Origin of the sequence: Stenotrophomonas sp. SMYL89 (assembly GCF_036319985.1) — a bacterium.
Lineage (GTDB): Bacteria > Pseudomonadota > Gammaproteobacteria > Xanthomonadales > Xanthomonadaceae > Stenotrophomonas > Stenotrophomonas maltophilia_Q.
On sequence record NZ_JAWIRW010000006.1, the window covers coordinates 285,387 to 310,031 of the forward strand.

General features: G+C 68.0%; 20 protein-coding genes. 7 read left to right on the plus strand and 13 right to left on the minus strand.

Features of this window, described 5'->3' with window-relative positions:
- Positions 1-10 precede the first annotated feature (10 nt).
- The 3 genes from argS to V3B41_RS10425 all read right to left on the minus strand — a co-directional run bounded on the left by argS (position 11) and on the right by V3B41_RS10425 (position 3,215).
- Positions 11-1,699, minus strand: a complete 1,689-nt coding sequence (gene argS, locus V3B41_RS10415; RefSeq protein WP_049429654.1) for an arginine--tRNA ligase — start codon at positions 1,697-1,699, stop codon at positions 11-13.
- A gap of 114 nt (positions 1,700-1,813) precedes the next feature.
- Positions 1,814-2,554 carry a DNA repair protein RadC gene (gene radC / locus V3B41_RS10420; protein ID WP_329860973.1) on the minus strand — a complete coding sequence of 247 codons (741 nt, stop codon included), beginning with the start codon at positions 2,552-2,554 and terminating at the stop codon, positions 1,814-1,816.
- A 34-nt stretch (positions 2,555-2,588) separates the two neighbouring features.
- Positions 2,589-3,215 carry a response regulator transcription factor gene (locus V3B41_RS10425; protein WP_329860975.1) on the minus strand — a complete coding sequence of 209 codons (627 nt, stop codon included), beginning with the start codon at positions 3,213-3,215 and terminating at the stop codon, positions 2,589-2,591.
- Positions 3,216-3,443: 228 nt separating this feature from the next.
- Here V3B41_RS10425 and coaBC point away from each other — a divergent pair, with 228 nt between their 5' ends.
- The 3 genes from coaBC to V3B41_RS10440 are packed head-to-tail and all read left to right on the plus strand — an operon-like array spanning position 3,444 to position 7,531.
- A complete protein-coding gene (gene coaBC, locus V3B41_RS10430; RefSeq protein ID WP_197632547.1) occupies positions 3,444-4,706 on the plus strand; it encodes a bifunctional phosphopantothenoylcysteine decarboxylase/phosphopantothenate--cysteine ligase CoaBC in 1,263 nt (420 codons plus the stop codon).
- Complete coding sequence (dut, locus tag V3B41_RS10435; protein ID WP_021204751.1) at positions 4,703-5,176, plus strand: dUTP diphosphatase; 474 nt, start codon at positions 4,703-4,705, stop codon at positions 5,174-5,176. Before coaBC ends, dut begins: the two co-directional genes overlap by 4 nt.
- Before the next feature lie 12 nt (positions 5,177-5,188).
- Positions 5,189-7,531, plus strand: coding sequence for a phosphomannomutase/phosphoglucomutase (locus V3B41_RS10440; RefSeq protein WP_295550192.1), 2,343 nt, complete (start codon positions 5,189-5,191; stop codon positions 7,529-7,531).
- A 293-nt stretch (positions 7,532-7,824) separates the two neighbouring features.
- Here V3B41_RS10440 and V3B41_RS10445 read toward each other — a convergent pair whose 3' ends face one another.
- The 8 genes from V3B41_RS10445 to pyrE all read right to left on the minus strand — a co-directional run bounded on the left by V3B41_RS10445 (position 7,825) and on the right by pyrE (position 17,278).
- Positions 7,825-8,538, minus strand: coding sequence for a response regulator transcription factor (locus V3B41_RS10445; RefSeq protein WP_197619915.1), 714 nt, complete (start codon positions 8,536-8,538; stop codon positions 7,825-7,827).
- Positions 8,519-11,179, minus strand: coding sequence for a sensor histidine kinase KdpD (locus V3B41_RS10450; RefSeq protein ID WP_197619916.1), 2,661 nt, complete (start codon positions 11,177-11,179; stop codon positions 8,519-8,521). Before V3B41_RS10450 ends, V3B41_RS10445 begins: the two co-directional genes overlap by 20 nt.
- 51 nt (positions 11,180-11,230) lie before the next feature.
- Positions 11,231-11,881 carry a potassium-transporting ATPase subunit KdpC gene (kdpC, locus tag V3B41_RS10455; protein ID WP_049431077.1) on the minus strand — a complete coding sequence of 217 codons (651 nt, stop codon included), beginning with the start codon at positions 11,879-11,881 and terminating at the stop codon, positions 11,231-11,233.
- Positions 11,878-13,935, minus strand: coding sequence for a potassium-transporting ATPase subunit KdpB (gene kdpB, locus V3B41_RS10460; RefSeq protein WP_049431074.1), 2,058 nt, complete (start codon positions 13,933-13,935; stop codon positions 11,878-11,880). The genes kdpC and kdpB overlap by 4 nt, the downstream gene beginning before the upstream one ends.
- Before the next feature lie 10 nt (positions 13,936-13,945).
- Positions 13,946-15,655: a potassium-transporting ATPase subunit KdpA gene (kdpA, locus tag V3B41_RS10465; protein ID WP_197619917.1), complete on the minus strand. Its 1,710-nt coding sequence runs from the start codon at positions 15,653-15,655 to the stop codon at positions 13,946-13,948.
- A 12-nt stretch (positions 15,656-15,667) separates the two neighbouring features.
- Positions 15,668-15,760 carry a potassium-transporting ATPase subunit F gene (locus V3B41_RS10470; RefSeq protein ID WP_005407770.1) on the minus strand — a complete coding sequence of 31 codons (93 nt, stop codon included), beginning with the start codon at positions 15,758-15,760 and terminating at the stop codon, positions 15,668-15,670.
- A 174-nt stretch (positions 15,761-15,934) separates the two neighbouring features.
- On the minus strand, positions 15,935-16,600 hold the full coding sequence (locus V3B41_RS10475; RefSeq protein ID WP_049431068.1) for a hypothetical protein: 666 nt from the start codon (positions 16,598-16,600) through the stop codon (positions 15,935-15,937).
- Positions 16,601-16,618: 18 nt separating this feature from the next.
- Positions 16,619-17,278: an orotate phosphoribosyltransferase gene (gene pyrE, locus V3B41_RS10480; protein WP_005407772.1), complete on the minus strand. Its 660-nt coding sequence runs from the start codon at positions 17,276-17,278 to the stop codon at positions 16,619-16,621.
- Positions 17,279-17,440: 162 nt separating this feature from the next.
- Here pyrE and V3B41_RS10485 point away from each other — a divergent pair, with 162 nt between their 5' ends.
- The 3 genes from V3B41_RS10485 to V3B41_RS10495 all read left to right on the plus strand — a co-directional run bounded on the left by V3B41_RS10485 (position 17,441) and on the right by V3B41_RS10495 (position 19,919).
- Positions 17,441-18,241 carry an exodeoxyribonuclease III gene (locus V3B41_RS10485; RefSeq protein ID WP_329860982.1) on the plus strand — a complete coding sequence of 267 codons (801 nt, stop codon included), beginning with the start codon at positions 17,441-17,443 and terminating at the stop codon, positions 18,239-18,241.
- Entirely contained in the window at positions 18,238-19,611 is a 1,374-nt protein-coding gene (locus V3B41_RS10490; RefSeq protein WP_049431064.1) for a muropeptide MFS transporter, read from the plus strand. The genes V3B41_RS10485 and V3B41_RS10490 overlap by 4 nt, the downstream gene beginning before the upstream one ends.
- A 77-nt stretch (positions 19,612-19,688) precedes the next feature.
- Positions 19,689-19,919, plus strand: coding sequence for a hypothetical protein (locus V3B41_RS10495; RefSeq protein WP_005420465.1), 231 nt, complete (start codon positions 19,689-19,691; stop codon positions 19,917-19,919).
- Positions 19,920-19,999: 80 nt separating this feature from the next.
- On the opposite strand, the gene V3B41_RS10500 is transcribed toward V3B41_RS10495, so the two are convergent.
- Positions 20,000-21,127: an anhydro-N-acetylmuramic acid kinase gene (locus tag V3B41_RS10500; RefSeq protein ID WP_080355073.1), complete on the minus strand. Its 1,128-nt coding sequence runs from the start codon at positions 21,125-21,127 to the stop codon at positions 20,000-20,002.
- A gap of 65 nt (positions 21,128-21,192) precedes the next feature.
- The gene (locus V3B41_RS10505) at positions 21,193-22,665 is read right to left on the minus strand and encodes a peptidoglycan DD-metalloendopeptidase family protein (RefSeq protein ID WP_049431060.1); all 1,473 of its coding nucleotides are present in this window, start codon (positions 22,663-22,665) and stop codon (positions 21,193-21,195) included.
- A 167-nt stretch (positions 22,666-22,832) separates the two neighbouring features.
- Between V3B41_RS10505 and tyrS the strand changes: the two genes are divergently transcribed.
- A complete protein-coding gene (gene tyrS, locus V3B41_RS10510) occupies positions 22,833-24,044 on the plus strand; it encodes a tyrosine--tRNA ligase (protein WP_049431058.1) in 1,212 nt (403 codons plus the stop codon).
- The last annotated feature ends 601 nt before the right edge of the window (positions 24,045-24,645 follow it).

Below are 24,645 nucleotides of genomic sequence, written 5' to 3' on the forward strand. Positions count from 1 at the left end.
CTCCTGATGCTTACATTTTTTCCGGGGCGCTGACGCCCAGGAGGTCGAGGCCATTGGCCAGTACCTGGCGCGCCGCACAGGCCAAGGTCAGCTTGGCGTTGCGGTCGGCGGCGTCATCCACCAGCACCGGCGTCCCGTGATACCACGTGTGGAACGCGTGCGCCAATTCACGCAGGTACTGCGCCACCAGATGCGGTTCCAGTGCCACGCCGGCCGCTTCCACCACTTCCGGATACCGCGAGATCTCGTTCATCAGCAGCAGAGAGGCGTCGTCGGCCAGGCGGCCGAGGTTGGCCAGGCCGTTGCCCTGTTCGTACACCAGGCCCTTCTCCTGAGCTTGGCGCAACAGGCTGCAGACGCGGGCATGCGCGTACTGCACGTAGAACACCGGGTTGTCGTTGCTCTGCTGGCGTGCCAGGTCGATGTCGAAGGTCAGCTGCGAATCGGGCTTGCGCGCGATCAGGAACCAGCGGGTCGCATCGCGGCCGGCTTCCTCGATCAGGTCGCGCAGGGTGAAGTAGCTGCCGGCACGCTTGGACAGTTTCACTTCCTCGCCGCCGCGCATGACGGTGACCATCTGGTGCAGCACGTATTCCGGCCAGCCCTGCGGGATGCCCACTTCCATCGCCTGCAGGCCGGCGCGCACGCGCGCCAGCGAGCCGTGGTGGTCGGCGCCCAGCTCGGTGATCGCGCGCTCGTAGCCGCGTTGCCACTTGGACAGGTGGTAGGCCACGTCCGGCACGAAGTAGGTGAAGGTGCCGTCGGACTTGCGCATCACGCGGTCCTTGTCGTCACCGAAGTCGGTGCTGCGCAGCCACAGCGCGCCACCTTCCTCGTAGGTATGGCCCGAGGCCTGCAGCTTGGCGACCGCTTCAGCAACCTTGCCGTCGGCGTACAGCGAGCTTTCCAGGAAGTAGATGTCGAAGTCGACGCCGAACGCGGCCAGGTCCAGGTTCTGCTCGTTGCGCAGGTAGGCCACGGCGAAGCGGCGGATCGCCTGCATGTCGTCCGGGTCCTTGGCGCCAACCACGGTGCTGCCTTCCAGGTCGACGCTGGCGCCGGCCATGTAGGCGCGGGCGACGTCGGCGATGTATTCACCGCGGTAGCCGCCTTCCGGCCAGCCGTCCTGGTCAGGCGCGATGCCCTTGATCCGTGCCTGGGTGGACAGCGCCAGGTTCTCGATCTGAACGCCGGCGTCGTTGTAGTAGAACTCGCGCTTGGCGTTCCAGCCGTTGGCATCGAGCACGCGCGCCACGCAGTCGCCGATCGCCGCCGCGCGGCCATGGCCGACATGCAGCGGACCGGTCGGGTTGGCCGACACGTACTCCACGCCCACCGTGCGGCCATTGCCGGACAGGTTGCGGCCGTAGTCGTGGGCTTCCTTGATGACCGAAGCGGCTTCACGCTGGTACGCAGCCGGAGCCAAGTGGAAGTTGATGAAGCCGGGGCCGGCAATCTCGACCTTGCTGACGTCCTCGCTGCGCGGCAGCGCCTCGACCAGCGCCTGTGCCAGTGCGCGCGGATTGCTGCGCGCGGCCTTGGCCAGCAGCATCGCGGCGTTGGTGGCGAAGTCGCCGTGGTCGCGGGTCTTCGGGCGCTCGACCACGAAGTCCGGCGGCAGGGAGTCGGCGGGCAGGGTGCCATTGGCGCGCAAGGCTTCGATGCCTTGGCTGATCAGGGCGCGGAGGAGATTTTTCACGAGGCCTGCTGTGAGAATGAGCGGCGGAATCGCCCATTTTAGCGCAGATACCCGCAGCCACGCTGACCGGAAGATGCCTGTGGGGGCGACCGATGGCCCCTGGCGGGGCCGCGCTCAGCCGAACAGGCGCGGCTGGGCCTGGGCCAGCAGGCCTCGTTCAGCAAACGAAACGGGACGGCCCTCGCCGACCACGAAGTGGTCCAGCAGGCGCACGTCCACCATTGCCAGCGCCTGCTGCAGTTCGTCGGTGATGCGGGTATCGGCGCTGGAGGGCTCCGGGTCGCCGGAAGGGTGGTTGTGGCTGAGGATCACCGCCGCCGCGTTGTGCAGCAGGGCGCGCCGCACCACTTCGCGGGGGTAGACCGGGGCGGCGTTGATGGTGCCGTGGAACAGCTCTTCACAGGCGATCAGGCGGTGGCGGTTGTCCAGGAACAGGGCCATGAAGACCTCGCGGGCCTGGCCACGCAGCCGGTGCTGCAGGTAGCGGCCGACCGCCGCCGGGTTGTTGCCTACCGCCTCGCCGTGCTCCAGTTCGGCCGCCAGATGGCGATGGGCCAGCTCCAGCCCGGCAGCGAGCGTGCAACTGCGGGCCGGGCCGAGCCCGGGCAGGCGGGCCAGTTCGGCTGCGGGGCGGTCGAGCAGTATCCGCAACGGGCCGTGCGCCTGCAGCAGGTCGCGCGCGGTCTGCACGGCATCGCGGCCACCGAACCCGGAGCCGAGAAACAGGGCCAGCAGTTCGGCGTCGGAAAGTGCCGTGGGCCCGCGTGCGATCAACTTCTCGCGCGGGCGTTCCTGTTCGGGCCAGTCATGGATGGGCATGGCCCCATCATCGCCAGACTTTGCGGCGGCTCCCATCGGGGCAAGCCGCGGGCCCGGGTCGGCCAATGCCTCAGTCGCGCCGGGTCTGCAGGTAGTCGAACAGTTCCTGGTTGTTCTGCAGGCCCAGCTTGCGCTTGGCCTCGGCCTTCTGCCGGCTGATCGTCTTCGGGCTGCGTCCACATCGTGCGGCCACGGCGTTCACGCTGAGGCCGGCCGCCAGCAGGTCCAGCACTTCCTGCTCGCGTGCCGACAACGGCGCCGGTTCGCGTGGGAACAGCAGGTCGCGGGCCTGCAGGTGGTGGCGCAGCTGCTGGGAAACGAACACCTGCCCGACAAGCGCGGCATTCAGTGCCTGCGGCAGTTCGGAGAAATCGGCGCATTTGTCGACCAGACCGTTGATGCCATCGCGCAGCAGGCCATCGAGCAGCCCGGGATGGCGCGCGCCGGTCAGCACGACCACTGGAAGCCCGGGGAAGCGGGTGTGCAGCACATCGATCAGTTCCGGGCCATCCGGGCCGGTGCCGGGCATCGACAGGTCGGTCAGCACGGCATCGCATGGGTGATGGTCGACCAGCTGCAGCAGCTCGGCGCCGTCACGGGCGCTGCCGACGATGTCCATCAGATGTGTCTGCAGCACGATGCGGATGCCGTGCAGGACCACGGGATGGTCGTCGGCAATGATGATACGTGGGCGCACGTGGCTCCTCGGAGATCGAACAGGCCACGCTGTGCGGCAGCCAAGGCCTGATTCTGCAAAAGCACTGTCCCGCATAGGTATAGGAAAGGTCCGAAATCGATGCCGGCTGGATTCCCCGCCAACCTGGGCGGAATCCATCTGCTGATAGCCGCCCGCTATGTGCACCGTGCACCGGGACGTTACCGACCATCGGGTAAGCTAGCGCCCTCGTTTGCACAGGAATTCCAGGTGGCTGACTCCCCCAACGCTTCCCCCGCGCCGGCTCGCGCGCTGGAAGGTCAGAAACTGCTGTTGTGCGTCGGAGGCGGGATCGCGGCCTACAAGGCCCTGGAACTGGTGCGGCGCCTGCGCGACGCCGGTGCCCAGGTGCAGGTGGCGATGACCGCCGGTGCCCAGCAGTTCGTCACTCCGCTCAGTTTCCAGGCCCTGTCCGGGCAGCCGACCCGCACCACGCTGTGGGACAGTGCCGCCGAACAGGCCATGGGCCACATCGAGCTGGCCCGCTGGGCCGACCGCATCGTGGTCGCCCCGGGGACCGCCGATCTGCTGGCCCGGCTGGCCCAGGGCCACGCCGATGACCTGGTCAGCACCCTGTGCCTGGCCAGTACCGCGCCGCTGACGATCTGCCCGGCGATGAACCACCGCATGTGGCTGCATCCGGCCACCCAGGCCAACATCGCCCTGCTGCGCCAGCGCGGTGCGCAGGTGATCGGCCCGGTCGATGGTCCGCTGGCCGAGGGCGAATCCGGTCCCGGCCGTCTGGCCGAACCGGGCGACATCGTCGCCGCGCTGGCCGCCAATGGCAGTGCCGCAGCGGTGATTGCCGCACCGGAAACCCGCGCGCTGCAGGGCCTGCGCCTGCTGATCAGCGCCGGCCCGACCTACGAAGACATCGATCCGGTGCGCTATGTCGGCAACCGCAGCAGCGGCAAGATGGGCTTTGCCCTGGCCGCGGCCGCCGCGACGATGGGCGCCCAGGTGGTGCTGGTCAGCGGCCCGGTGCAGCTGCCGACGCCGCCCGGCGTGCAGCGCGTGGACGTGCGCTCGGCCGCGCAGATGCGCGATGCCGTGCTGAAGGCGCTGCCGGCCGACATCTATATCGGTGCCGCCGCGGTGTCCGACTACACCCCGCGCCAGGTGGCCGCGCAGAAGCTGAAGAAGACCGCCGAGAGCCAGTCGCTGGTGATCGAGCTGGTGCGCACGCCGGACATCCTCGCCGAGGTCGCTGCACAGACGCAGTCGTTGAAGCTGGTGGTCGGCTTCGCCGCCGAGACCCACGACGTGGAGAAATATGCGCGTGGCAAGCTGGTCGACAAGCGCCTGGACCTGGTGATCGCCAACCAGGTCGGCATCAGCGGCGGTGGTTTCGAGAGCGACAACAACGCCGCCACGGCCTACTGGCAGGACGGTGAACAGGTATTCCCGGCCACCTCCAAGCGCGAGCTGGCCGAACAACTGCTGGCGCTGATCGCGCGGAGACTCCAGGCATGACCCAGGCTTTCACTTCCCAACCGCTGCAGGTCAAGCTGCTCGATCCGCGCTTCGGCGACAGCTGGCCGCTGCCCGCCTACGCCACCGAAGCCAGCGCCGGCATGGACCTGCGCGCCGCGCTGGATACCGCGCTGACCCTGCAGCCGGGCGACACCGCGCTGGTGCCCAGCGGCCTGGCCATCCATATCGCCGATCCGAACCTGTGCGCGGTGATCCTGCCGCGTTCCGGGCTGGGCCACCGCCACGGCATTGTGCTCGGCAACGGCACCGGCCTGATCGACGCCGACTACCAGGGCCCGTTGCTGATCAGCGTCTGGAACCGTGGCCGCGAGGCCTTCACCATCGAGCCGGGCGATCGCATCGCGCAGCTGGTGGTCGTGCCGATTGCCCGCGTCAGCCTGCAGGTGGTGGATACTTTCACCGACAGCGTGCGGGGAACGGGTGGATTCGGCCATACCGGGGTGCGTTGACGGGGGACATTGATGAGCGGCATCGGGGAAGGGCAGCGGGAACGGTCGTTGGGACGCAGTGCGCCACTACTGGGGGTGCTGCTGGTCCTGCTCGCCGGCTGGTTCGGATGGAGCGCGGTGCAGCAATGGCGGCAGGAAGCCAATGGCCAGGCGCTGGAAGAAGCGCGTGACCAGGCCGTGCAGGGACTGCAGGAGGCGGCTGCCGGCCAGCTGAAGCAGCTGCAGCAGCAGTTGAAGAACGAACGCGTGCAGCAGGCACTGCAGGCCGGCGACGCCGCCGCGGCAGCGCTGGCCGTACGCGAGAGCTGGACCGGGGTGGAGCAGGTTGAAGTGCTGGGCGCCGATCTGGCCACGGCCTATGCCGACCCGGCCACCTTCGGCTATGCACGCCTGGCCCTGCTGGAAGAAGCGCTGGCCGAGGGCAAGCCGGGCCTGCGCGTGGTACGCGATGCCGGTGGCAATCGTCTTGGTCTGGCGGCACCGGTGCAGCTGGGCAGCCTTGGCCCGGCAGTGCTCTACGTGCGCCAGCCATTGCTGCGGCTGACCTCGCCGCTGGACCAGGTGAGCGCCCCGTCCACCGGTTTCCTCGGCCTGCGCCAAGGCACGCATGACCTCGTTGCCCAGGGCGACGCCGGCCTGGCCGAGAGCGCCGAAGCGCTGGCGCGCCCGGTTCCGGGCACGCCGTTGCGGCTGGTGGCTGCCGTACCCAATGTCGAAGCCGGTCCGCTGGGCCTGGGATCGCTGGCCAGTGCCATCGTCGCGCTGCTGCTGGCCTTTGTCGCCGTGTTGCTGGTGGTCGGTCGCGGCCGCCTGCCGAAGACCCTGCCGCTGCCGCGTCGCGCCGCTGCGGCCGAAGCCGATCACGGTCCTACGCTGAGCGAGAGCCTGCAGATGGCGCCGCCGCCGGTGGCCGCCGCCAGCGCCGCGGAAAGTGCGCCGCCGCCACCGCCGGTCCCGGCCGGGGAACTGGCCGCCGGCATCTTCCGTGCCTACGACATCCGTGGCGTGGTCGGCAGCGAACTGACGCCGAAGACCGCCGCGCTGATCGGCCAGGCCATCGGTACCGTGGCGCTGGAACAGGGCCTGCGCGAGGTGGTGATCGGCCGTGATGGCCGCCTGTCCGGCCCGGAACTGGCGGCGGGATTGGCCGAGGGCCTGCGTCGCACCGGTTGCACCGTGATCGACATCGGCCTTGCACCGACCCCGGTCGTCTATTACGCCGCCTTCCATCTGCGTACCGGCACCTGCGTGGCGGTCACCGGCAGCCACAACCCGCCCGAGTACAACGGCTTCAAGGTGGTCATCGGTGGCGAGACGCTGTCCGGCGATGCCATCACCGATCTCTACCAGCGCATCGTCGAGGGGCGCCTGGTGCAGGCGGCCGAGCCGGGCGATTACCAGCAGCGCGAAGTGGGGGCCGACTACATCCAGCGCATCGCTGATGACGTGCAGCTGGACCGCCCGCTGAAGGTCGTGGCCGATGCTGGCAACGGCGTCGCCGGTGCGCTCGCACCACAGCTGCTGGAAGCCATCGGCGCCGAAGTCATTCCGCTGTACTGCGATGTCGACGGTACCTTCCCCAACCATCACCCCGACCCCAGCGAACCGGCCAACCTGGAAGACCTGGTACAGACGGTCAAGCGCTTCGGCGCCGACCTCGGCGTGGCCTTCGATGGCGACGGCGACCGCCTGGGCGTGGTCACCGGCGAAGGCAGGATCATCTATGCAGACCGCCTGCTGATGCTGTTTGCCGCCGATGTGCTGATGCGCAATCCCGGCGCAATGGTGATCTACGACGTGAAGTGCACCGGCAAGCTGTCCGACCACGTGCTGCGCAATGGTGGCAGCCCGCTGATGTGGAAGACCGGGCATTCGCTGATGAAGGCGAAGATGCGCGAAACCGATGCGGAACTGGCCGGCGAAATGAGCGGCCATTTCTTCTTCAAGGAGCGCTGGTTCGGTTTCGACGACGGCCTGTATGCTGCCGCGCGACTGCTGGAGATCCTGGCCCAGCGCGAGGAAACCCCGGACGAGGTACTGGCCGAGCTGCCGGAGATGGTGGCGACGCCGGAACTGAAGGTGCCGGTGGCCGAAGGTACGCCACACGCGCTGGTGGCGATGCTGGTGGCAGCAGCGCAGTCGCCGGACAACCCGTACGTGGGTGGGCGGCTGTCGACCATCGATGGCCTGCGCGTGGACTTCCCCGATGGTTGGGGCCTGGTGCGTGCCTCCAACACCACGCCGGTGCTGGTGCTGCGCTTCGAGGGCAACGACGAGGCGGCACTGGAACGCATCCAGGCGCTGTTCCGCAGCCAGCTGCAGCCGGTGCTGGGCGACACCCCGCTGGGGTTCTGAGCTGGGGCCGGGCTGCGCCCGGCACCCGCCGAGGCAACGTCAACGTCAAGAGCGGGTTTTCTGAGGGATGGCGGGGTGGGTCCGGTTGCGGGGGACGCCGTAAACCCATCCCTGGGCGCTTGGTCGCGGCATCCATGCCGCTCACACCCCCGCAACCGGACCCACCCCGCCTTCGACAGATCTCCGCGATCTGCCGGAACGGTACGGGGTCGGATCCCGTTGCTGCGCAACGGGCTCTGACCCCATATTCCGGAATGACGGCATCAATGACGGCATCCACGCATGGCGTGGATCTACCCCTTGAACCGCAACCCCACGCCCGGTTCGGTGAACAGGTAGCGCGAATCCAGTGCCGAATCGCCCAGCTTGTGCCGCAGCTTGCCGACCAGGATGCGCAGGTAGTGGGTGTCGTGCTGGTGGGTCGGGCCCCAGATCTCCTGCAGGATCTGTGGCTGGGTCACCACCCGCCCGGCATTGCGCAGCAGCAGTGACAGCAGCGCGTATTCCTTGCGGGTCAGCGCCACCGGCTCGCCACCGAGGGCGACTTCGCGACGCAGCAGGTCCACGTGCAGGTGGCCGTCGTCGAACACCGGCGGCGTGCCATCGCTGGGCACACTGCGCGTACGCAGCAGCGCGCGCACCCGTGCCATCAGTTCCTGGGTACCGAACGGCTTGGTTACGTAGTCATTGGCGCCGGTATCCAGTGCGCGCACCTTCTCGGCTTCACCCGCACGCACGGTCAGCATGATCACCGGTACCTGGCTCCATTGCCGCAGCTGCTCCAGTACCTCATGGCCTTCCATGTCCGGCAGGCCAATGTCCAGGATCACCAGGTCCATGTCCTCGCTGGCGGCCAGCTGCAGGCCTTCCTGGCCGGTTGCGGCCTGCCGCACCTGGTAGCCCTGCGCGCGCAGGCTGATGTCCAGGAACCGGCGGATCTGGGTTTCATCATCGATCACCAGCACGCGCGCGGCCGGCACGCTGGCATCAATCGGAGTCGGGCTCATCGTGGGAGGCTGGCTTGAGCAGGGGCAGGGTGATGCGGATCAGGGTACCGCGACCGTCGCGTCCGGGCAGCGCCTGCACGCTGCCGCCATGCGCGCCGATCATGCCCTGGCAGATGGTCAGGCCCAGGCCGGTGCCGTGGCGGCCGCGGTCACCGCGCTCGACGCTGTAGAACATGTCGAAGATGCGCGCGCGCTCGTCGTCGGGAATGCCGGGTCCGGCATCGATCACGTCGATGCGCAGCTGGCCGTCCAGCTCGCGCGCCTGCACCTGCACGGCGGCGTTGGGCGGTGAGAACTTGGCGGCGTTCTCCATCACGTTGAACACCGCCTGTTCGACCAGCGCGGGGTGCACCCAGATCGGTGCCAGCGTGGCTGGGATGTCCAGCTCCAGCCGCACCTTCGGCTGGTAGCGCTGCAGGCGCCGCGCCGCCGAGCCGATCAGTTCGTCCACGCCGATCCAGTCGCGATTGATCTTCAGGCCTTCGTGGCCAAGCCGGGTCATGTCCAGCAGGTTCTGGATGTAGCGGTCCAGGCGTTCGCCTTCGACCAGGATGGTGTCCAGCAGGGCGCGTCGATCCGTCGTGTCCATCGCCGCGCCATAGCTGGCCAGGCTGTCGGCGGAGCCGATCATCGCTGCCAGCGGCGAGCGCAGGTCGTGCGACACCGAAGAGAGCAGGGCCGAGCGCAGCCGCTCGGTCTCGTTGCTGACGTGCGCCTGTTCCAGTTCGGCCACCAGCCGGGTGCGCAACGCGGCCTGCGCGATATCGTCGACCATCGCCTCGGCCAGCTGCCGCTGCTCGGGCAGCAGGCGCGCCTGCGCGCCGGGCAGGTACAGGCCGGCCACGCCGATGGCGCGGTCTTCGCCATCCAGCAGCGGCAGGAACCACCACTGCGCACCGGCCAGGGTATCGGTGAAGCGGCCGCTGGGCTGGCCGTGGCGCAGGGCCCAGTCGGCCGCCGCCAGATCGGTATCGCCCGGCTGCGAACGGCCACCGGATGCCGTGTCGGCGCCGATCCGCAGCCACGAAGGAACGTCCATCGCCTGTTCCAGCGCCAGGCGCCCGGCCTGCGCCACTTCACCATTACCGGCCGCACTGGCCAGCTGCCGTCCCAGCTGCTGGCGCGCACGCGCATGACGGTTGGCCGCGCGCAGCGCGATCACCTGCATGCGCAGGCGCGAGGCCAGGCGCCCGGCGACCAGTGCGGCGGCCAGGAACAGGAACACGGTGATCACGCCCTGGCGTGCACCGATGGCGAAGGTGAAGCGTGGCGCGATGAACAGGAAGTTGTAGGCGAGGAAGCACAGGATCGCCGCCATCACCGCCACGCTGGCGCGCGTGCGCGCAGCCACCAGCACCACCGCCACGATGAACACCATCGACAGGTCGGCCATGCCTACCCAGCGTTCGGCCAGCCATGCCACCGCACAGGCCAGCGCCGTGGCGACCAGCGCCTGCACCGGCTCGTAGCTGATGCCGCGCATCGGTGGCAGCAGGCCCTCGCGGCGCGAGCGCGCACGTGCCTGCGGGGTGCTGATGATGGTGATCTCGTAATGCGCGCCGCGCTGGATCAGCTGCTGGGTCAACGTCCGGTTGAACATCCGTGCCAGCGGGCGTTCGCGGGTCCGGCCCAGCACCAGGGTCGACACGCCGTTGTGCGCGGCGTGGTCGAGCAGGGCGTCGGCGATGCTCGATCCGTGCAACAGTTCGGCGTCGCCACCCAGCCGCCGTGCCAGCGCGAAGGCGGCATCGATCTCGCGCCGTGTCGCTTCATCCTGGCGCCGCCCCTGCACGGTCACCACGGTCCACGGTGCGTCGCGGCGCTCGGCGATGCGGCGCGCCACGCGCACCAGGTATTCACTCTGGCCACCGCCGTCGATCGCCACCAGCACGCCGCGGCGCAGTGGCAGGTTGCTCTCGCCACGGGCGGCGCGTGCCTCGCGCAGGCTGCTGTCGACGCGGTCGGCAGCCTCCTGCATGGCCAGTTCGCGCAGCGCGGTCAGGTTCGCCGGCGAGAAGAACGCCTGCAGGGCCTGCGCGGCCTGTTCCGGCACATAGACCTTGCCCTGCTGCAGGCGCGCGATCAGCTCGCGCGGTGGCAGGTCGACCAGCACGATGTCGTGCAGGCGGTCGAGCACGACATCGGGCACGGTCTCGCTGACCCGCACGCCGGTGATGCGCATCACCACATCATTGAGGCTTTCCAGATGCTGGATGTTGACCGTGGTCCAGACATCGATGCCGGCGTCCAGCAGCTCCATCACATCCTGCCAGCGCCGCTCGTGACGGCTGCCCGGTGCATTGCGATGGGCCAGTTCGTCCACCAGCACCAACGCTGGATGCCGTGCGAGCACGGCATCCAGGTCCATCTCCTGCAGGGCGTGGCCGTGGTAGGCCACGTCCTTCAGCGGCAACTGCGGCAGCCCCTCCAGCAGCGCCTGGGTATCGGCACGGCCATGGGTTTCCACCAGCCCGACCACCAGGTCGACGCCGCGGCGCAGCTGTTCCTGCGCGCGGGTCAGCATGGCGTAGGTCTTGCCCACGCCCGGCGCCGCGCCGAGGAACACGGTCAGCTTGCCGCCAGCTTCGCGTTGCAGGCCTTCGACCAGGGCATCGGCCTGGCGGGTACGCGCATCAGTCATGGGAGCCGCTGTCATGGCTGCCATTGTGCGCGCAGCCGGTGCAGGCCGGCATCACGGTGCCTTGGCTGCATGGTCCAGCGCGAAGTTCAAGGTCACCACGTTTACCCGTGGCTGCCCGAACAGGCCCCACTGGCGGCCTTCGGTATGCGCCTGCACCAGCGCCTGCACGCGTTCCACTGGCAGGCCTCGCGCACGCGCCACGCGCGCCACCTGCAGCTGTGCGGCGGCCGGCGACAACTGCGGATCGAGACCGCCGCCGGACTGGGTGACCAGATCGGCCGGAACCTGCGCTGGCGCGACACCTTCCCGTGCAGCCACCGCAGCGGTGCTGGCAGCGACGCGCTCGGCCAGCGCGGGGTTGCTGCGCGCCATGTTGGAACCGGCGGCCGCCATCGGATCGTAGTTGGCGGCCGACGGCCGTGCCTGGAAGTAGCCATCACCGGTGAACGGCTGCGCCAGCCATACCGAGCCGCGCACCTGGCCACTGTCATCGCGCAGCAGGCTGCCTTCGGCCTGTCCCGGGAATGCCAGGCCGGCAAAGCCGGTTGCAATGCCGGCGTAGACCGCACCGGCCAGCAGCAGGGTGGCCAGGCCCAGGCCGATCGCCGGACGCCAGCGGGCGTCATCCTGCAGGCTGGCTACGCGGGCCTCGGCCTTCGGTTCACGGGACAGGGAAGACGAGGTGGAAGCAGAACGGTTCATGCGCCGAATACCAGGACAAGAAGGAGGTCGATCAGCTTGATCGCCGCGAACGGCAGCAACACGCCGCCGAGGCCGTACACCAGCATGTTCCGGCGCAGCAGCGCCGTCGCGGTGGCCGGGCGGAAGCGCACGCCACGCAGGGCGAGCGGGATCAGAGCGGGAATCACCAGGGCGTTGAAGATCAGCGCCGCCAGCACGGCGTTGCGCGGGCTCGACAGCTGCATCACGTTCAGTGCGGCCATGGTCGGAACGGCAGCGGCGAACAGCGCCGGCAGGATCGCGAAGTACTTGGAGACGTCGTTGGCCAGCGAGAAGGTGGTCAGCGCGCCGCGGGTGATCAGCTGCTGCTTGCCCACTTCCACCACCGCCAGCAGCTTGGCCGGGTCCGAATCGAGGTCGACCATGTTGCCGGCCTCCTTCGCCGCCTGCGTACCGGAGTTCATCGCCAGGCCGATATCGGCCTGGGCCAGCGCCGGGGCGTCGTTGGTGCCGTCGCCGACCATTGCCACCAGGCGACCGCCGGCCTGTTCCTGGCGGATGCGCGCCAGCTTGTCTTCCGGCCGCGCTTCGGCGATGTAGTCGTCCACACCGGCTTCGGCAGCGATGGCGGCGGCGGTCAGCGGGTTGTCACCGGTGATCATCACCGTGCGGATGCCCATCGCCCGCAGCTGCGCGAACTTCTCGCGCATGCCGTGCTTGACCACGTCCGACAGCTCGATCACACCCAGCACGTGGCGGCCCTCGGCCACCACCAGCGGGGTGGCGCCGTTGCGCGCGACCTGCTCGACACGACCGGCCAGCTCGGCCGGCACGTTGCCGCCCAGCGACTGCACATGCGCGCGGATGGCATCGGCGGCGCCCTTGCGGATCTGCCGCCCATGTTCCAGGTCCACGCCGGACATGCGGGTCTGGGCAGTGAAGGCCAGGTAGTCGGCATGGTCCGGTTCGGCGGTGGCGCAACCCTGCTCGCGCGCCAGGCGCACGATCGACTTGCCCTCCGGAGTCGGGTCGGCCAGCGAGGACAGCAGTGCCGCTTCACGCAGCTGGCTGGCGTCGATAGCGGCCAACGGATGGAAGTGGCTGGCCTGCCGGTCGCCGTAGGTGATGGTGCCGGTCTTGTCGAGCAGCAGCACGTCTACGTCGCCCGCCACTTCCACCGCCTTGCCCGACTTGGCCAGCACGTTGGCAGCCAGCGCCCGGTTCATGCCGGCAATGCCGATGGCTGGCAGCAGGCCACCGATGGTGGTCGGGATCAGGCACACCAGCAGCGCGATCAGCAGCAGCGGATCAACCTGCACGCCCACCGCTGCACCGATCGCCGGCAGCGTTGCCACCACTACCAGGAAGGTCAGCGTCATCGCCGCCAGCAGCAGGGTCAGCGCGATCTCGTTCGGGGTCTTCTGGCGATTGGCGCCTTCCACCAGCGCGATCATCCGGTCCAGGAAGCTGTGGCCCGGCTCGGCGGTCACCCGCACGATGATCTGGTCGGACAGCACCTTGGTACCGCCGATCACGCCGGAACGGTCGGTACCGGCTTCGCGCAGCACCGGTGCCGATTCGCCGGTCACGGCCGCTTCGTTGATGGTCGCCAGGCCCTGCACGATCTCGCCATCGGCCGGCACCAGTTCACCGGCACTGACGATCACATGGTCGCCCGGGCGCAGCTCCGCAGCCGGTACCTGGGTTTCGGCGGCACCCGGCTGCGGTGCGGCCAGACGGCGCGCCACCAGATCCTGGCGGGCACGGCGCAGCGATGCAGCCTGGCCACGGCCGCGCGCTTCGGCCACGGCTTCGGCGAAGTTGCCGAACAGCACGGTCACCAGCAGGATCGCGGTCACCGCCAGGCCAAAGCCCAGCGGCGCATTGCCGGTCAGGGTGACGATGGCGGCGACGATCGTGCCGGCCATCACCACCGCCATCACCGGGCTGCGCACCAGGTGCATCGGCGACAGCTTGCGCACCGCCTCGACCAGTGCACGGCGCAGGCCTGCGGCATCGAGCAGGGCAGGGCGCGGTGCGAGGGAACTACGGGTTGAACTTGCGTGGGTACTCATTGCGGTGTCCTCAGTGCAGTCCCAGGCTCAGGTGGTCGGCGATCGGGCCGAGTACCAGCGCCGGCATGAACTGCAGCACGGTCAGGATGACGATCACCGAGACCAGGGTCAGGGCGAAGGTCGGGGTTTCGATCTGCAGGCTGCCGGCAGACTCCGGCGCCTGGCGCTTGGCGGCCAGCTGGGCGGCTACCACCAGCGGGATGATCAGCAGCGGGAAGCGGCCCAGCAGCAGCACCAGCGAGCAGCTCAGGTTCCACCACAGCGTGGCGTCACCCAGCCCTTCGAAGCCCGAACCGTTGTTGGCGTAGGCCGACACGTACTCGTAGAACACCTGGCTGATGCCATGGAATCCGGGATTGGAGGTGCCGGCCAGGCCGGGCACGGCCAGGGTGATCGCGGTGAATACCAGCAGGGTGATCGGCTGCAGCAGCACCAGCAGGGCCAGCAGGCGTACCTGTGGCGTCTCCAGCTTGCGGCCGAACAGTTCCGGCGTACGTCCGGTCATCAACCCGGCCAGGAACACGCCCAGCAGCAGGTACACGATGAACTGCTGCAGGCCACAGCCGATGCCGCCCCAGATCGCGCTGACCAGCATGTTGACCATCGCGATGCCGCCACTGAGCGGCGCCAGCGAATCGTGCATGCCGTTCACCGAGCCGTTGGACACCTGGGTGGTCACCGCCGCCCACAGCGCGGTGCCATCGGCACCGAAGCGCACCTCCTTGCCTTCCATCAGCAGCGGCGTGGCGGCGCTGGCGCTATGGCCCTCGCTCCACATCATCGCGCCGGTGGACAGCAGCGACATGCCCAGCATGCAGCTGAACACCAGGGCGCCGAAGCGACGCCGGCCGGTGAACGCACCGATCATGAAGATCACTGCCATCGGCACCAGCAGGATGCCGACGATTTCCAGCGCATTCGACAGCGGGGTTGGATTCTCCAGCGGGAAACTGCTGTTCGGGCCATACCAGCCGCCGCCGTTGGCGCCCAGCTGCTTGGCCGCGACCATCGCCGCGACCGGGCCCAGCGGCAGTTTCTGCTGGGCCATGCCGGCGCTGGCATCGATTGGCGCAGCCTGCGGCCCGCCGGCCATCGTCGAGGGCACGCCCTGGCTGGTCAGCAGCAGCGTCCACACCAGGCACAGCGGCAGCAGGAAGCGCACGCACAGGCGCACCACGTCCACGTAGTAGTTGCCGACCGCGACCTGCCGGTCATCGCCGGCCCCGTTGGCCGCCGCAGCCTGCGGCGCACGCGAGAACAACGCGCGCAGCGTGGCCACCGCCAGCGCCAGGCCCATCATCGGCGTCACCACCTGCAGGCCAGTGATGCCGGTCATCTGCGAGAGGTAGGACAGCTGCGCCTGGCCCGAGTAGTGCTGCTGGTTGGTGTTGGTCAGGAACGAGATCATCGTGTGCAGCGCGGTGTCCCAGCGCATGTTCGGGATCTGGTCCGGGTTCAACGGCAACCAGGCCTGGGTCATGAACACCGCCTGGGTCAGCACCGCGACCACCACGTTGCTCAGCACGAAGGCCAGCACATAGCCGCGCCAGGACATGGCGCGCGATGGATCGACGCCAAGCACCTTGTACAGCGGCTTTTCGATCCAGTGGAACAGCACGTCGACCTTCATCGGCGTGCCGTGCATCACCCGCGCCAGGTACAGACCCAGCGGCCACGCCAGCAGCAGGCTGGCGGCAATAATCACAAGCATCTCAGTCATGGCAGGCTCCGCTCAGAACGACTCGGGCCGCAGCACGACATAAAGGAGATAGGCGGCGGCGACCAGCACCAGCACGCCACACAACAACGACAGCCAGGGGGACATTGCAATAGCGTCCTGGTGGAACCCCTCCACCTCAGGCCGCCATCGTCGTCCTGCCCCCCATAAACGCACTACGCGCCGGACCGGGCCGACGCGTAAAAAGTGCATAAATTCCGTGGGCCAACCCGTAACCGGGCCCGGGGTAGCGCCGGGCCATGCCCGGCGGAGGCAGCGCCGTCAGCCCGCCGGAGCGTCCGCCGGCACCAGCCCCTTCAGCTCGCGATAGCGCTGCAGGGTGCTGTCGATCTCGGCCTTCAACGCCTGCTGCTGCTGCACGAGCCCGGCCTGCAGGCGCTGCTGGGCCTGAAGCTGCGCATGCCGCTTGCGGATCGCCTCGGCCTGCTTGTCGACCACCTTGCCGCCGGCCAGCTCGCGGTCTCCTGCCGCCGACAGCAGCGCCACCAGCGACTCACGCAGGCTGGTGACGTTGTATTCGGCGGTCTTCAGGTTGTTGTCCAGCACTTCCTGGCGCTCGGCAAACACCCGGCGCAGGTCGGCCTCGCTGCCGTAGGTGGACAACATGGCCTGCTCAGTGCGCTGGCGGGTCTGCTCGGCCATCAGGTCCAGCTGTTGCTGCTGCGCAGCGGTGCTGGCAGCGGCACGTTCCTCGTCGGTCAACGCGCGCTGGACCTGCGCATTGCGCAGGCCCGTGCTCGCATTGAATTCCTCGCGCGCATGATTGACCGCGTCTGCCGGCAGCGAATCACTGCAGATCCGCTCCTTGCCCTCGTTCCAGCAGTACAGCTTCTTTTCCGCCTTGCCGCTGTCGCGCGACTGCGCCGGTACGGTGAACGGCACGGCCAGCAGCAGGCCGGTGAAGAGGACAGCAGGAACTCGGGACATGACCTTTCCCCTGGTCGGTCAGCGGATCGAACGAACGCCGTACTGGGCCCGGTAGGCTTCCAGCGGCTGCCGGTAACCCACAAGTTCCGGGTTGCCGGAGGCGAAATCAAGCAGGTCGGCCAGCGACGCCACGGCGATCACCGGGATACCAGCCTCTTCCGCTACCGACTGCGCCGCCGAGCGGCGGTCGGTCTCCGAAGCGATCTCCTGGCGGTCCAGCGCCACCACGATGCCGGCCGGGGTGCCACCGGCGGCGCGGATGATGCCCAGCGCTTCGCGGATCGCGGTACCGGCGGTGATCACGTCATCGACGATCAGCACGCGCTTGCCCTGCATGTCGGCGCCGATCAGCTGGCCGCCTTCGCCGTGGTCCTTGGCTTCCTTGCGGTTGAACGACAGCGGCAGGTCGCGGCCGCGCTGGGCCAGCTCACAAGCCATCGCGGTGGCCAGCGGGATGCCCTTGTAGGCCGGGCCGAACACCACGTCGTACTTGATCCCGCTGGCATCGATGGCATCGGCGTAGCAGGCGCCAAGCTGGGACAGCAGCGAGCCGGAGTCGAAGCGGCCGGCGTTGAAGAAATAGGGGCTCAGCCGGCCGGACTTGAGGGTGAACTGGCCGAAGCGCAGGGCATCGGCGGTCAGGGCCAGCTGCAGGAAACGGTGGCGGTGGTCGCTCATCAAAACTCGATTCATCTTCATTTGGAGCATAAATCCTAATCCAGCTGGGCGTTTCGCGCTCGTCCGGCCCCGTGTGAAGGCGTTTGCGGGCCCAACCGACGGACTGCGCAGCCCCGCGGTCAACCGGTATGCTTGCCCGGTTTCCCGCCGTAGGTCTTCCGCATGCGCATCATCAGTTTCAACGCCAATGGCATCCGTTCCGCCGCGACCAAGGGCTTCCTCGACTGGTTCCGTGCCCAGGATGCCGACGTCCTGTGCATCCAGGAAACCAAGGCCCAGGAAGACCAGCTGACCGACCCGATGTTCCGCCCGGACGGCCACCACTGTTTCTACCGCGACGCCATCACCAAGAAGGGCTACAGCGGCGTGGCGATCTACAGCAAGCGCGAGCCGGACCAGGTCATCACCTCGCTGGGCTGGGCCCCGTTCGACGACGAAGGCCGCTACATCGAGGCACGCTACGGCAACCTCAGCGTGGTCTCCTTCTATATCCCGTCCGGCAGCTCGGGCGACCTGCGCCAGGGCTTCAAGTTCGAAGTGATGGAATGGCTGCGGCCGATCCTGGAGGAGTGGGCACGCAGCGGCCGCGACTACGTGTTGTGCGGCGACTGGAACATCGTGCGTTCGGCGCTGGACATCAAGAACTGGAAGTCCAACCAGAAGAATTCCGGCTGCCTGCCGGAAGAGCGCGACTGGCTCAACGCCCTCTGCGCCGACCACGGCCAGGCCACCGATGTCGCCGCCGGCCGCGGCTGGGCCGATGCCTACCGCCTGCTCAACCCCACCGGCGAGGACTACACCTGGTGGAGCAACCGCGGCGCCGCCCGCGCCAACAACGTCGGTTGGCGCATCGACTACCAGTTCATCACCCCGGGCCTGCGTGACCGCCTGCGCAACTGCTCGATCTACCGCGACGAGCGCTTCTCCGACCACGCCCCGTTCACCGTGGACTACGACCTGTGACCGAGGCTGCCAAGCCGCGCCGACCGTGGCAGCAGGTGTTGTCCAACCTGAGCCAGCGCAAGGTGCTGGCGATGCTGCTGCTCGGCTTCAGTTCCGGCCTGCCGATCTACCTGGTGGGCAACACGCTCGGCTTCTGGATGCGCAAGGAAGGCATCGAGCTGAGCACGATCGGTTTCCTGTCATGGGTCGGGCTGGCCTACACCATGAAGTTCCTGTGGGCGCCGATCGTCGACAAGACCGACGTGCCTCTGTTCGGCCGTTTTGGCCGCCGCCGTGGCTGGATGCTGCTGTCGCAGCTGGTCGTGGTGGTGGGCCTGGTCGGCATGGCGCTGGTCCAGCCCAAGGGGGGCCAGATCCAGTTCCTGGGTATCGCCTGGCAGCACATCGTCGTGTTCGGCGTGATGGCCGTGATCGTGGCATTTGCTTCGGCCACCCAGGACATCGTCATCGATGCCTGGCGCATTGAAAGTGCTGACAACAGCGAGCAGCTCGGCCTCCTGACCTCATCCTCGGCGCTGGGCTATCGCACCGCATTGCTGGTCACCGATGCGCTGATCCTGATCATCGCGGCCCGTGTCGGCTGGCAGGTCTCGTACGAGATCATGGCCGTACTCATGGCGCTTGGCGTGGTGGCCGTGGTCATGGCCCGGGAACCGGCCAGGGAGGTGGCTGCCGTGCAGGCCCAGGCGATCTCGCTGTGGACGCCGCGGGGCCTGTTCGACGCCGTGGCCGGGCCGTTCATCGCCTTCGTCCGCGAGCACCGCAGCGGCGCGATCCTGATCCTGGTGGCCATCAGCGTCTATCGCATGGCCGACTTCGTCATGGGGCCGATGGCCAACCCCTTCTATGTCGATCTCGGCCTGGACGAGGATACCGTGGGCGCGGTGCGTGGCTCGGTCGGGCTGGTCGCGACGTTCGTCGGCATTGCCGCAGCGGGCCTGGTCTCGGTCCGCTGGGGCGTGCTGGCGGCGCTGATGGTGGGCGCCGTGCTGGGGCCGGCCTCCAATCTGGCGTTTGCCTGGCTGGCCTATTCCGGCCCGGACACAACCCATTTCGCCGTGGCCATGGCGATCGACAACTTTGCCAGCGGCTTCGCCGGTACGGCGCTGATCGCCTACATGTCGAGCTTGACCAGCATCGGATACACCGCCACCCAGTACGCGCTGCTGAGCTCGTTCTACGCGATGCCCGGCAAGGCCCTCAAGGGATTCTCGGGGTGGTCGGTACAAACGCTCGCGCAGGGTCGGACGCTGCTGGAAGGTTATGCATTGTTCTTCGTCGGTACCGCGCTGGTGGCGATCCCGGTGGTGATCCTGTGCGCTCTGTTGATCGTGCAGCAGCGCCGTCGCCAGGCCGCAAGCGCCACCTGATTGCCTGCCCGCCCGGTCTGCGGGATCATCGCCCCGACGCGCCGAGGGGGCGGTGCCCTGCGAACGGGGAAGTGAGCATGGCCGACGTTGTGCTGCGGGACCTGGACCCGCTGCTGCTGGAACGTATCAGACGCGTCGCGGTCGCCCGCGGCTGGACTCACGAACAGACCTGTGCCGCCTTGCTGGAGCAGGGCCTGTTCAGCAGTGAGCTGGAAGTCCGCTCCGGCTTCGGCGATCCCGAAGTGGATGCCCTGTCCGATGCCATCGCCGCCCTGCAGGCGTTGCCCGCAGGGCAGGGGTTTGATTAACGGCCGCGCCGCAATGCTGTAGAGCCGAGCCCACGCTCGGCTGCCCCGTAGATCCACGCCATGCGTGGATGGCACCATCCTCACGCCAGATGGATCGCTCCCAGGATCCGCGGCCCCTGGGCGCCGGTCACGCTCGGCAGGTTGCCGGCCAACCCGTCCATCGTCCGCTGCGCCAGCCACGCAAAGCCCATGGCCTCCACGTACTCCGGGTCCAGCCCGTGCACGGCGCTGGATTCCACCTGCACGCCCGGCAGCCGTGCGCTCAGCCGCTTCATCAGCTGCCGGTTGCGCACACCGCCGCCACAGACCAGCAGGCGGCGGGTCTGCGGCTGCTGCGCCAGCAGCGCATCGGCCACCGTTGCCACGGTCAGCTCCAACAGGGTCGCCTGCACGTCGGCCGCAGCGTACTGGCCTTCGGCCATGTGCGCCTCGGCCCAGGCCAGGTGGAACTGCTCACGGCCGGTGCTCTTCGGCGGCGGCAGCGCGAACCACGGGTCCGAGCACCAGCCGGCCAGCAGGCTCTCGTCCACCGCGCCACTGGCGGCATATGCGCCGTCGGCGTCGAAGGTGCGGCCGGTGTGGCGCTGGCACCAGGCATCCATCAGCGCATTGGCCGGGCCGGTATCGAAGCCACGCACCGCACCTTCGCGCGGAATCAGGGTCAGGTTGGCGATGCCGCCGAGGTTGAGCACCGCGCGGTCTTCGTCAGCCGTGCCCAGCATGGCCAGGTGGAAGGCCGGCATCAGTGGCGCACCATGGCCCCCGGCCGCCACGTCGCGGCGGCGGAAGTCGGACACCGTGGTGATCCCGGTCAACTCGGCGATGCGGTTGCCGTCGCCCAGCTGTACGGTGAAGGCGGGGTCGGCCAGCGGGCGGTGACGCACGGTCTGGCCGTGCGAGCCGATCGCGCGCACCTGGCTGCGGTCCACGCCAGCCTCGGCCAGCAGCTGGTTGGCGGCCCCGGCGAAGTTGATCGCGATCCGGGCGTCCAGCTCGCCGAGCTCCTCCAGCGAGTCCAGCCGGCCACCTTCGCCCAGCGCCACCAGTCGCGCACGCAGCACCGGCTCCCAGCGGGCGGTCAGGCCGTGCACGAAGCGGCAGCCTCCGCCGGCGGGGAACTGCACCAGCGCGGCATCGATGCCGTCGGCGCTGGTGCCCGACATCAGGCCAAGGTACAGGGGGGCGTCAGCGTCGGCGGTCGTGTTCATGGCGGGCATAAAAAAAGGACGCGGCAAGCTTGTGCTGCCGCGTCCTTCTTCGTCAACGCAGCGGCTCAGCCGCGCTTGCGGCCGGTGCTGCTCTTGTCCTTGGCGCTGGCCACCTCGGGGGCGGCCTCGTCGCGGCTGGTCGGCGCGGGGCTGGCATCGGCGTAGATCAGCTTTTCCATGCCCTGGATGCGGGCCATCGCCGGCGCGGTCTGCGCGCGGAAGGCGACCAGCTCGGCGCCCTTCAACGGCTCCGGCGGCGGCATGGTCACGGTCAGCGGGTTGCGATGCTCGCCGTTGACGCGGAATTCGTAGTGCAGGTGCGGGCCGGTGGCCAGGCCGGTCGAGCCCACATAGCCGATCACCGTGCCCTGGGCCACGCGCTGGCCGGTCTTGATGTTCGCAAAGCGCGACATGTGCCCGTACAGGGTGGTGTGGCCGCGGCCGTGATCCAGGATCACCACGTTGCCGTAACCACGCTGCACGCCGGCGAACTGCACGCGGGCGTCGCCAGCGGCCATGATCGGGGTGCCGGTGCGCGCGGCGTAGTCCACGCCCTTGTGCATGCGCATCTTGCCCAGCACCGGGTGCTTGCGCGCACCGAAGGTCGAGCTCAGCCGCGCGAACGGGATCGGCATGCGGATGAAGCTCTTCTTCAGCGAACGGCCGTTGATGTCGTAGTACTCGGACTTGCCGTTGCGGTCGAAGCGGAAGCCGGAATAGGTCTTGCCACCGGTGGTGAAGGTCGCCGCCAGGATCTTGCTGGTGTCCACCTTCTCGCCTTCGCGCCAGGTTTCATCCATCACCACGCTGAAGCGGTCGCCCGGCTGCAGGTCCTTGGAGAAGTCGATGTCGTACTTGAAGATATCGTCGGTCATCGTCGCGATCGCCGACGGCGACAGCCCGGCGCGGCGTGCGGCGGCGTACAGCGAACTGGTGATCTCGCCACTGGTGACCACCGTGCGCGTGGAGGTCTCGCGCTTGGTCACCTTCTCCTTGATGTCATCACCGGCCAGGCTCAGCTCCACCCGGTTGTCGGCATCGCGGTCGAAGCGGATGCTGCGCAGGTCACCGGACAGCGGCATGTCGAAGGCGATCTCGGCGCCCGGGCGCAGCTTGGTCAGCGCCTCGCGCGCGCCCGGGTGGTCCAGTACCCGGTGCAGGGTGGTGGCCGGAATGCCGGCCTTGTCGAACAGATCGCTCAGGGTCTGGCCGCGTTCCACGCGCAGTACCTGCCAGCTGTCACCGGGTACCTGCTGCTGGCGGGCCATGGTCAGCGGCGGCAACGGCAGCGCCAGGCTGGTATGGCTGTCGGCAAAGGGGGCGTCGATGGTGTGCGAGAAGCCCGGGACGATCGTTGCCACCAGGGCGCCGATGGTCGCGAACAGGCTGGCATGCATCCAATGGCGCCGGGTCCAGCGCTCGTTGAAGGCGGCGGGAAGATGTTGCCTGAGCTTCCGATGCAGGGCGTTGTCGTGCAGGACGTGGAGGCGTTCCTGGAAGCGCTGCTTGCGTGCGCGCCCTTGTTCGGAATTGTGCATCGGCGGTTTTTTCCTGGCTGCCCGGGAGCCCGGGCCTGATCGCCGGTTACCATAGACACCTGAGAAAACCGCGTCAAACCCTTGTGCCCATTGGCTTTTGTGAAGCCAATCGGGTTAACTTTGCTTTAACACCCCACACAAGAATCGGCGTTGCCGGGAGTAGTCACGTGTCCTCGATTGAAGAAGCCCTTGCCCTGATCGGCCGCGGTGCCGACGAGATCCTCAAGCTCGAGGATCTGCGTGCGCGCCTGCAGGAAGGCCGCCCGCTGCGGATCAAGGCCGGCTTCGACCCCACCGCGCCCGACCTGCACCTGGGCCATACGGTGCTGCTGAACAAGATGCGCCAGTTCCAGGACCTCGGCCACCAGGTCATTTTCCTGATCGGCGACTTCACCGGCATGATCGGCGACCCGTCCGGCAAGAGCCTTACCCGCAAGCCGCTCAGCCGCGAGGACGTGCTGGCCAACGCCCGTACCTATGAGGAGCAGGTGTTCAAGGTGCTGGACCGCAGCCGTACCGAAGTCCGCTTCAACTCGGAATGGTTCGGCAAGATGGGCGCGGCGGACATGATCCGCCTGGCCGGCCAGCACACCGTGGCACGCATGCTGGAGCGCGACGACTTCGCCAAGCGCTACGCCGCCCAGCAGTCCATCGCCATCCATGAGTTCCTGTACCCGCTGGTGCAGGGCTACGACTCGGTGGCCCTGGAGGCCGACGTCGAGCTGGGTGGCACCGACCAGAAGTTCAACCTGCTGATGGGCCGCGGCCTGCAGGAACACCACGGCCAGAAGCCGCAGGTGGTGCTGACCATGCCGCTGCTGGAGGGCCTGGACGGCGTCAACAAGATGTCCAAGTCGCTGGGCAACTACATTGGTATCAGCGAGCCGGCCATCGACATCGTCACCAAGACCATGAAGGTGGACGACACCCTGATGTGGCGCTGGATCGAGCTGCTGTCCTTCGACATCAGCCAGGCCGAAGCCGTGCAGCTGCGCGAGCAGGTGGCCAATGGCGGCCTGAACCCGCGCGTGGTCAAGCTGCGCCTGGCGCGTGAACTGGCGACCCGTTTCCACGATGCAGCAGCGGCCGAGCAGGCCATTGCAGGTTGGGAGGCGGCGGTGACCGGGCAGGGCGACATCACCCAGCTGCCGCTGCAGGACGTGGCGATCCCGGCCGAAGGCCTGCGTATCGCTGCACTGCTGACCGCTGCCGGCCTGACCCCGAGCAACTCCGAAGCCAACCGCAAGCTCAAGGAGCGCGCGGTGAAGGTGGACGGCGAAGTAGTGGAAGATGGCCAGCAGGTGCTGCAGCCGGGCTTCGAAGGCCTGTTGCAGGTCGGCAAGCGTACGTTTGCCCGCGTGCGCCTGGTTGCTGCCTGAGACAAAGGAAGGGCCGGCGCCAGCCGGCCCTTCCTTATGCTCTTGTAGAGCCGAAGGCAACGGCAGGAGCCGTTGCCAACGTCGCTTGCGACGGCCCGCAGGGGGCCGGGCAGGACGCCCGGCATAGCCCATGCTCGGCTGCTCTTCACGGGGGCCTCCCGCAGCGCGATGCATGAACGGATGCAACATCCGGTGAAAAAAATCGCCACACCCCCTTCACAAATGATGCGAATGGGGACATACTTCTCCTCCCCCGTCGCAGGGGTCGCCACCAAGGGGCTTCAGCGACAACAGGGCGCCCACCACCGCCGAACGAGATGATCGAACGAAGGTGTTGACGGACTGAAAAAGTCTGGCATAATGGGCGGCTCGCTACGAAGGAAGCTTCGCAGCACACGGGAACGGCGCTGAGGCCACTTCCCCTGATCTTTGAAAGTATGCGCAGGTATCTTGTGAAGGCGCCTGCAGGAAGGGTGATTGTCCATCTTGCAGACGTTTGATCAAGCAACTATTAATTGTTTTAAAGCAAGCGATACGTTGCCAGCATCAATCATCTGCAGCTTTAAATTTTGATCTTCGGATCATGTAGTTTTAAGTGAAG

Bases quoted from the DNA above. Each gene is read 5' to 3' on its own strand.
- radC (WP_329860973.1), bottom strand. From the start codon at position 2,554: ATGGGAGCCGCCGCAAAGTCTGGCGATGATGGGGCCATGCCCATCCAT.
- kdpC (WP_049431077.1), bottom strand. From the start codon at position 11,881: ATGAACCGTTCTGCTTCCACCTCGTCTTCCCTGTCCCGTGAACCGAAG.
- V3B41_RS10485 (WP_329860982.1), top strand. From the start codon at position 17,441: ATGCGCATCATCAGTTTCAACGCCAATGGCATCCGTTCCGCCGCGACC.
- V3B41_RS10475 (WP_049431068.1), bottom strand. From the start codon at position 16,600: ATGTCCCGAGTTCCTGCTGTCCTCTTCACCGGCCTGCTGCTGGCCGTG.
- kdpA (WP_197619917.1), bottom strand. From the start codon at position 15,655: ATGACTGAGATGCTTGTGATTATTGCCGCCAGCCTGCTGCTGGCGTGG.
- pyrE (WP_005407772.1), bottom strand. From the start codon at position 17,278: ATGAGCGACCACCGCCACCGTTTCCTGCAGCTGGCCCTGACCGCCGAT.
- V3B41_RS10445 (WP_197619915.1), bottom strand. From the start codon at position 8,538: ATGAGCCCGACTCCGATTGATGCCAGCGTGCCGGCCGCGCGCGTGCTG.
- V3B41_RS10495 (WP_005420465.1), top strand. From the start codon at position 19,689: ATGGCCGACGTTGTGCTGCGGGACCTGGACCCGCTGCTGCTGGAACGT.
- V3B41_RS10440 (WP_295550192.1), top strand. From the start codon at position 5,189: ATGAGCGGCATCGGGGAAGGGCAGCGGGAACGGTCGTTGGGACGCAGT.
- V3B41_RS10500 (WP_080355073.1), bottom strand. From the start codon at position 21,127: ATGAACACGACCGCCGACGCTGACGCCCCCCTGTACCTTGGCCTGATG.
- dut (WP_021204751.1), top strand. From the start codon at position 4,703: ATGACCCAGGCTTTCACTTCCCAACCGCTGCAGGTCAAGCTGCTCGAT.
- V3B41_RS10505 (WP_049431060.1), bottom strand. From the start codon at position 22,665: ATGCACAATTCCGAACAAGGGCGCGCACGCAAGCAGCGCTTCCAGGAA.
- V3B41_RS10450 (WP_197619916.1), bottom strand. From the start codon at position 11,179: ATGACTGATGCGCGTACCCGCCAGGCCGATGCCCTGGTCGAAGGCCTG.
- V3B41_RS10470 (WP_005407770.1), bottom strand. From the start codon at position 15,760: ATGTCCCCCTGGCTGTCGTTGTTGTGTGGCGTGCTGGTGCTGGTCGCC.
- kdpB (WP_049431074.1), bottom strand. From the start codon at position 13,935: ATGAGTACCCACGCAAGTTCAACCCGTAGTTCCCTCGCACCGCGCCCT.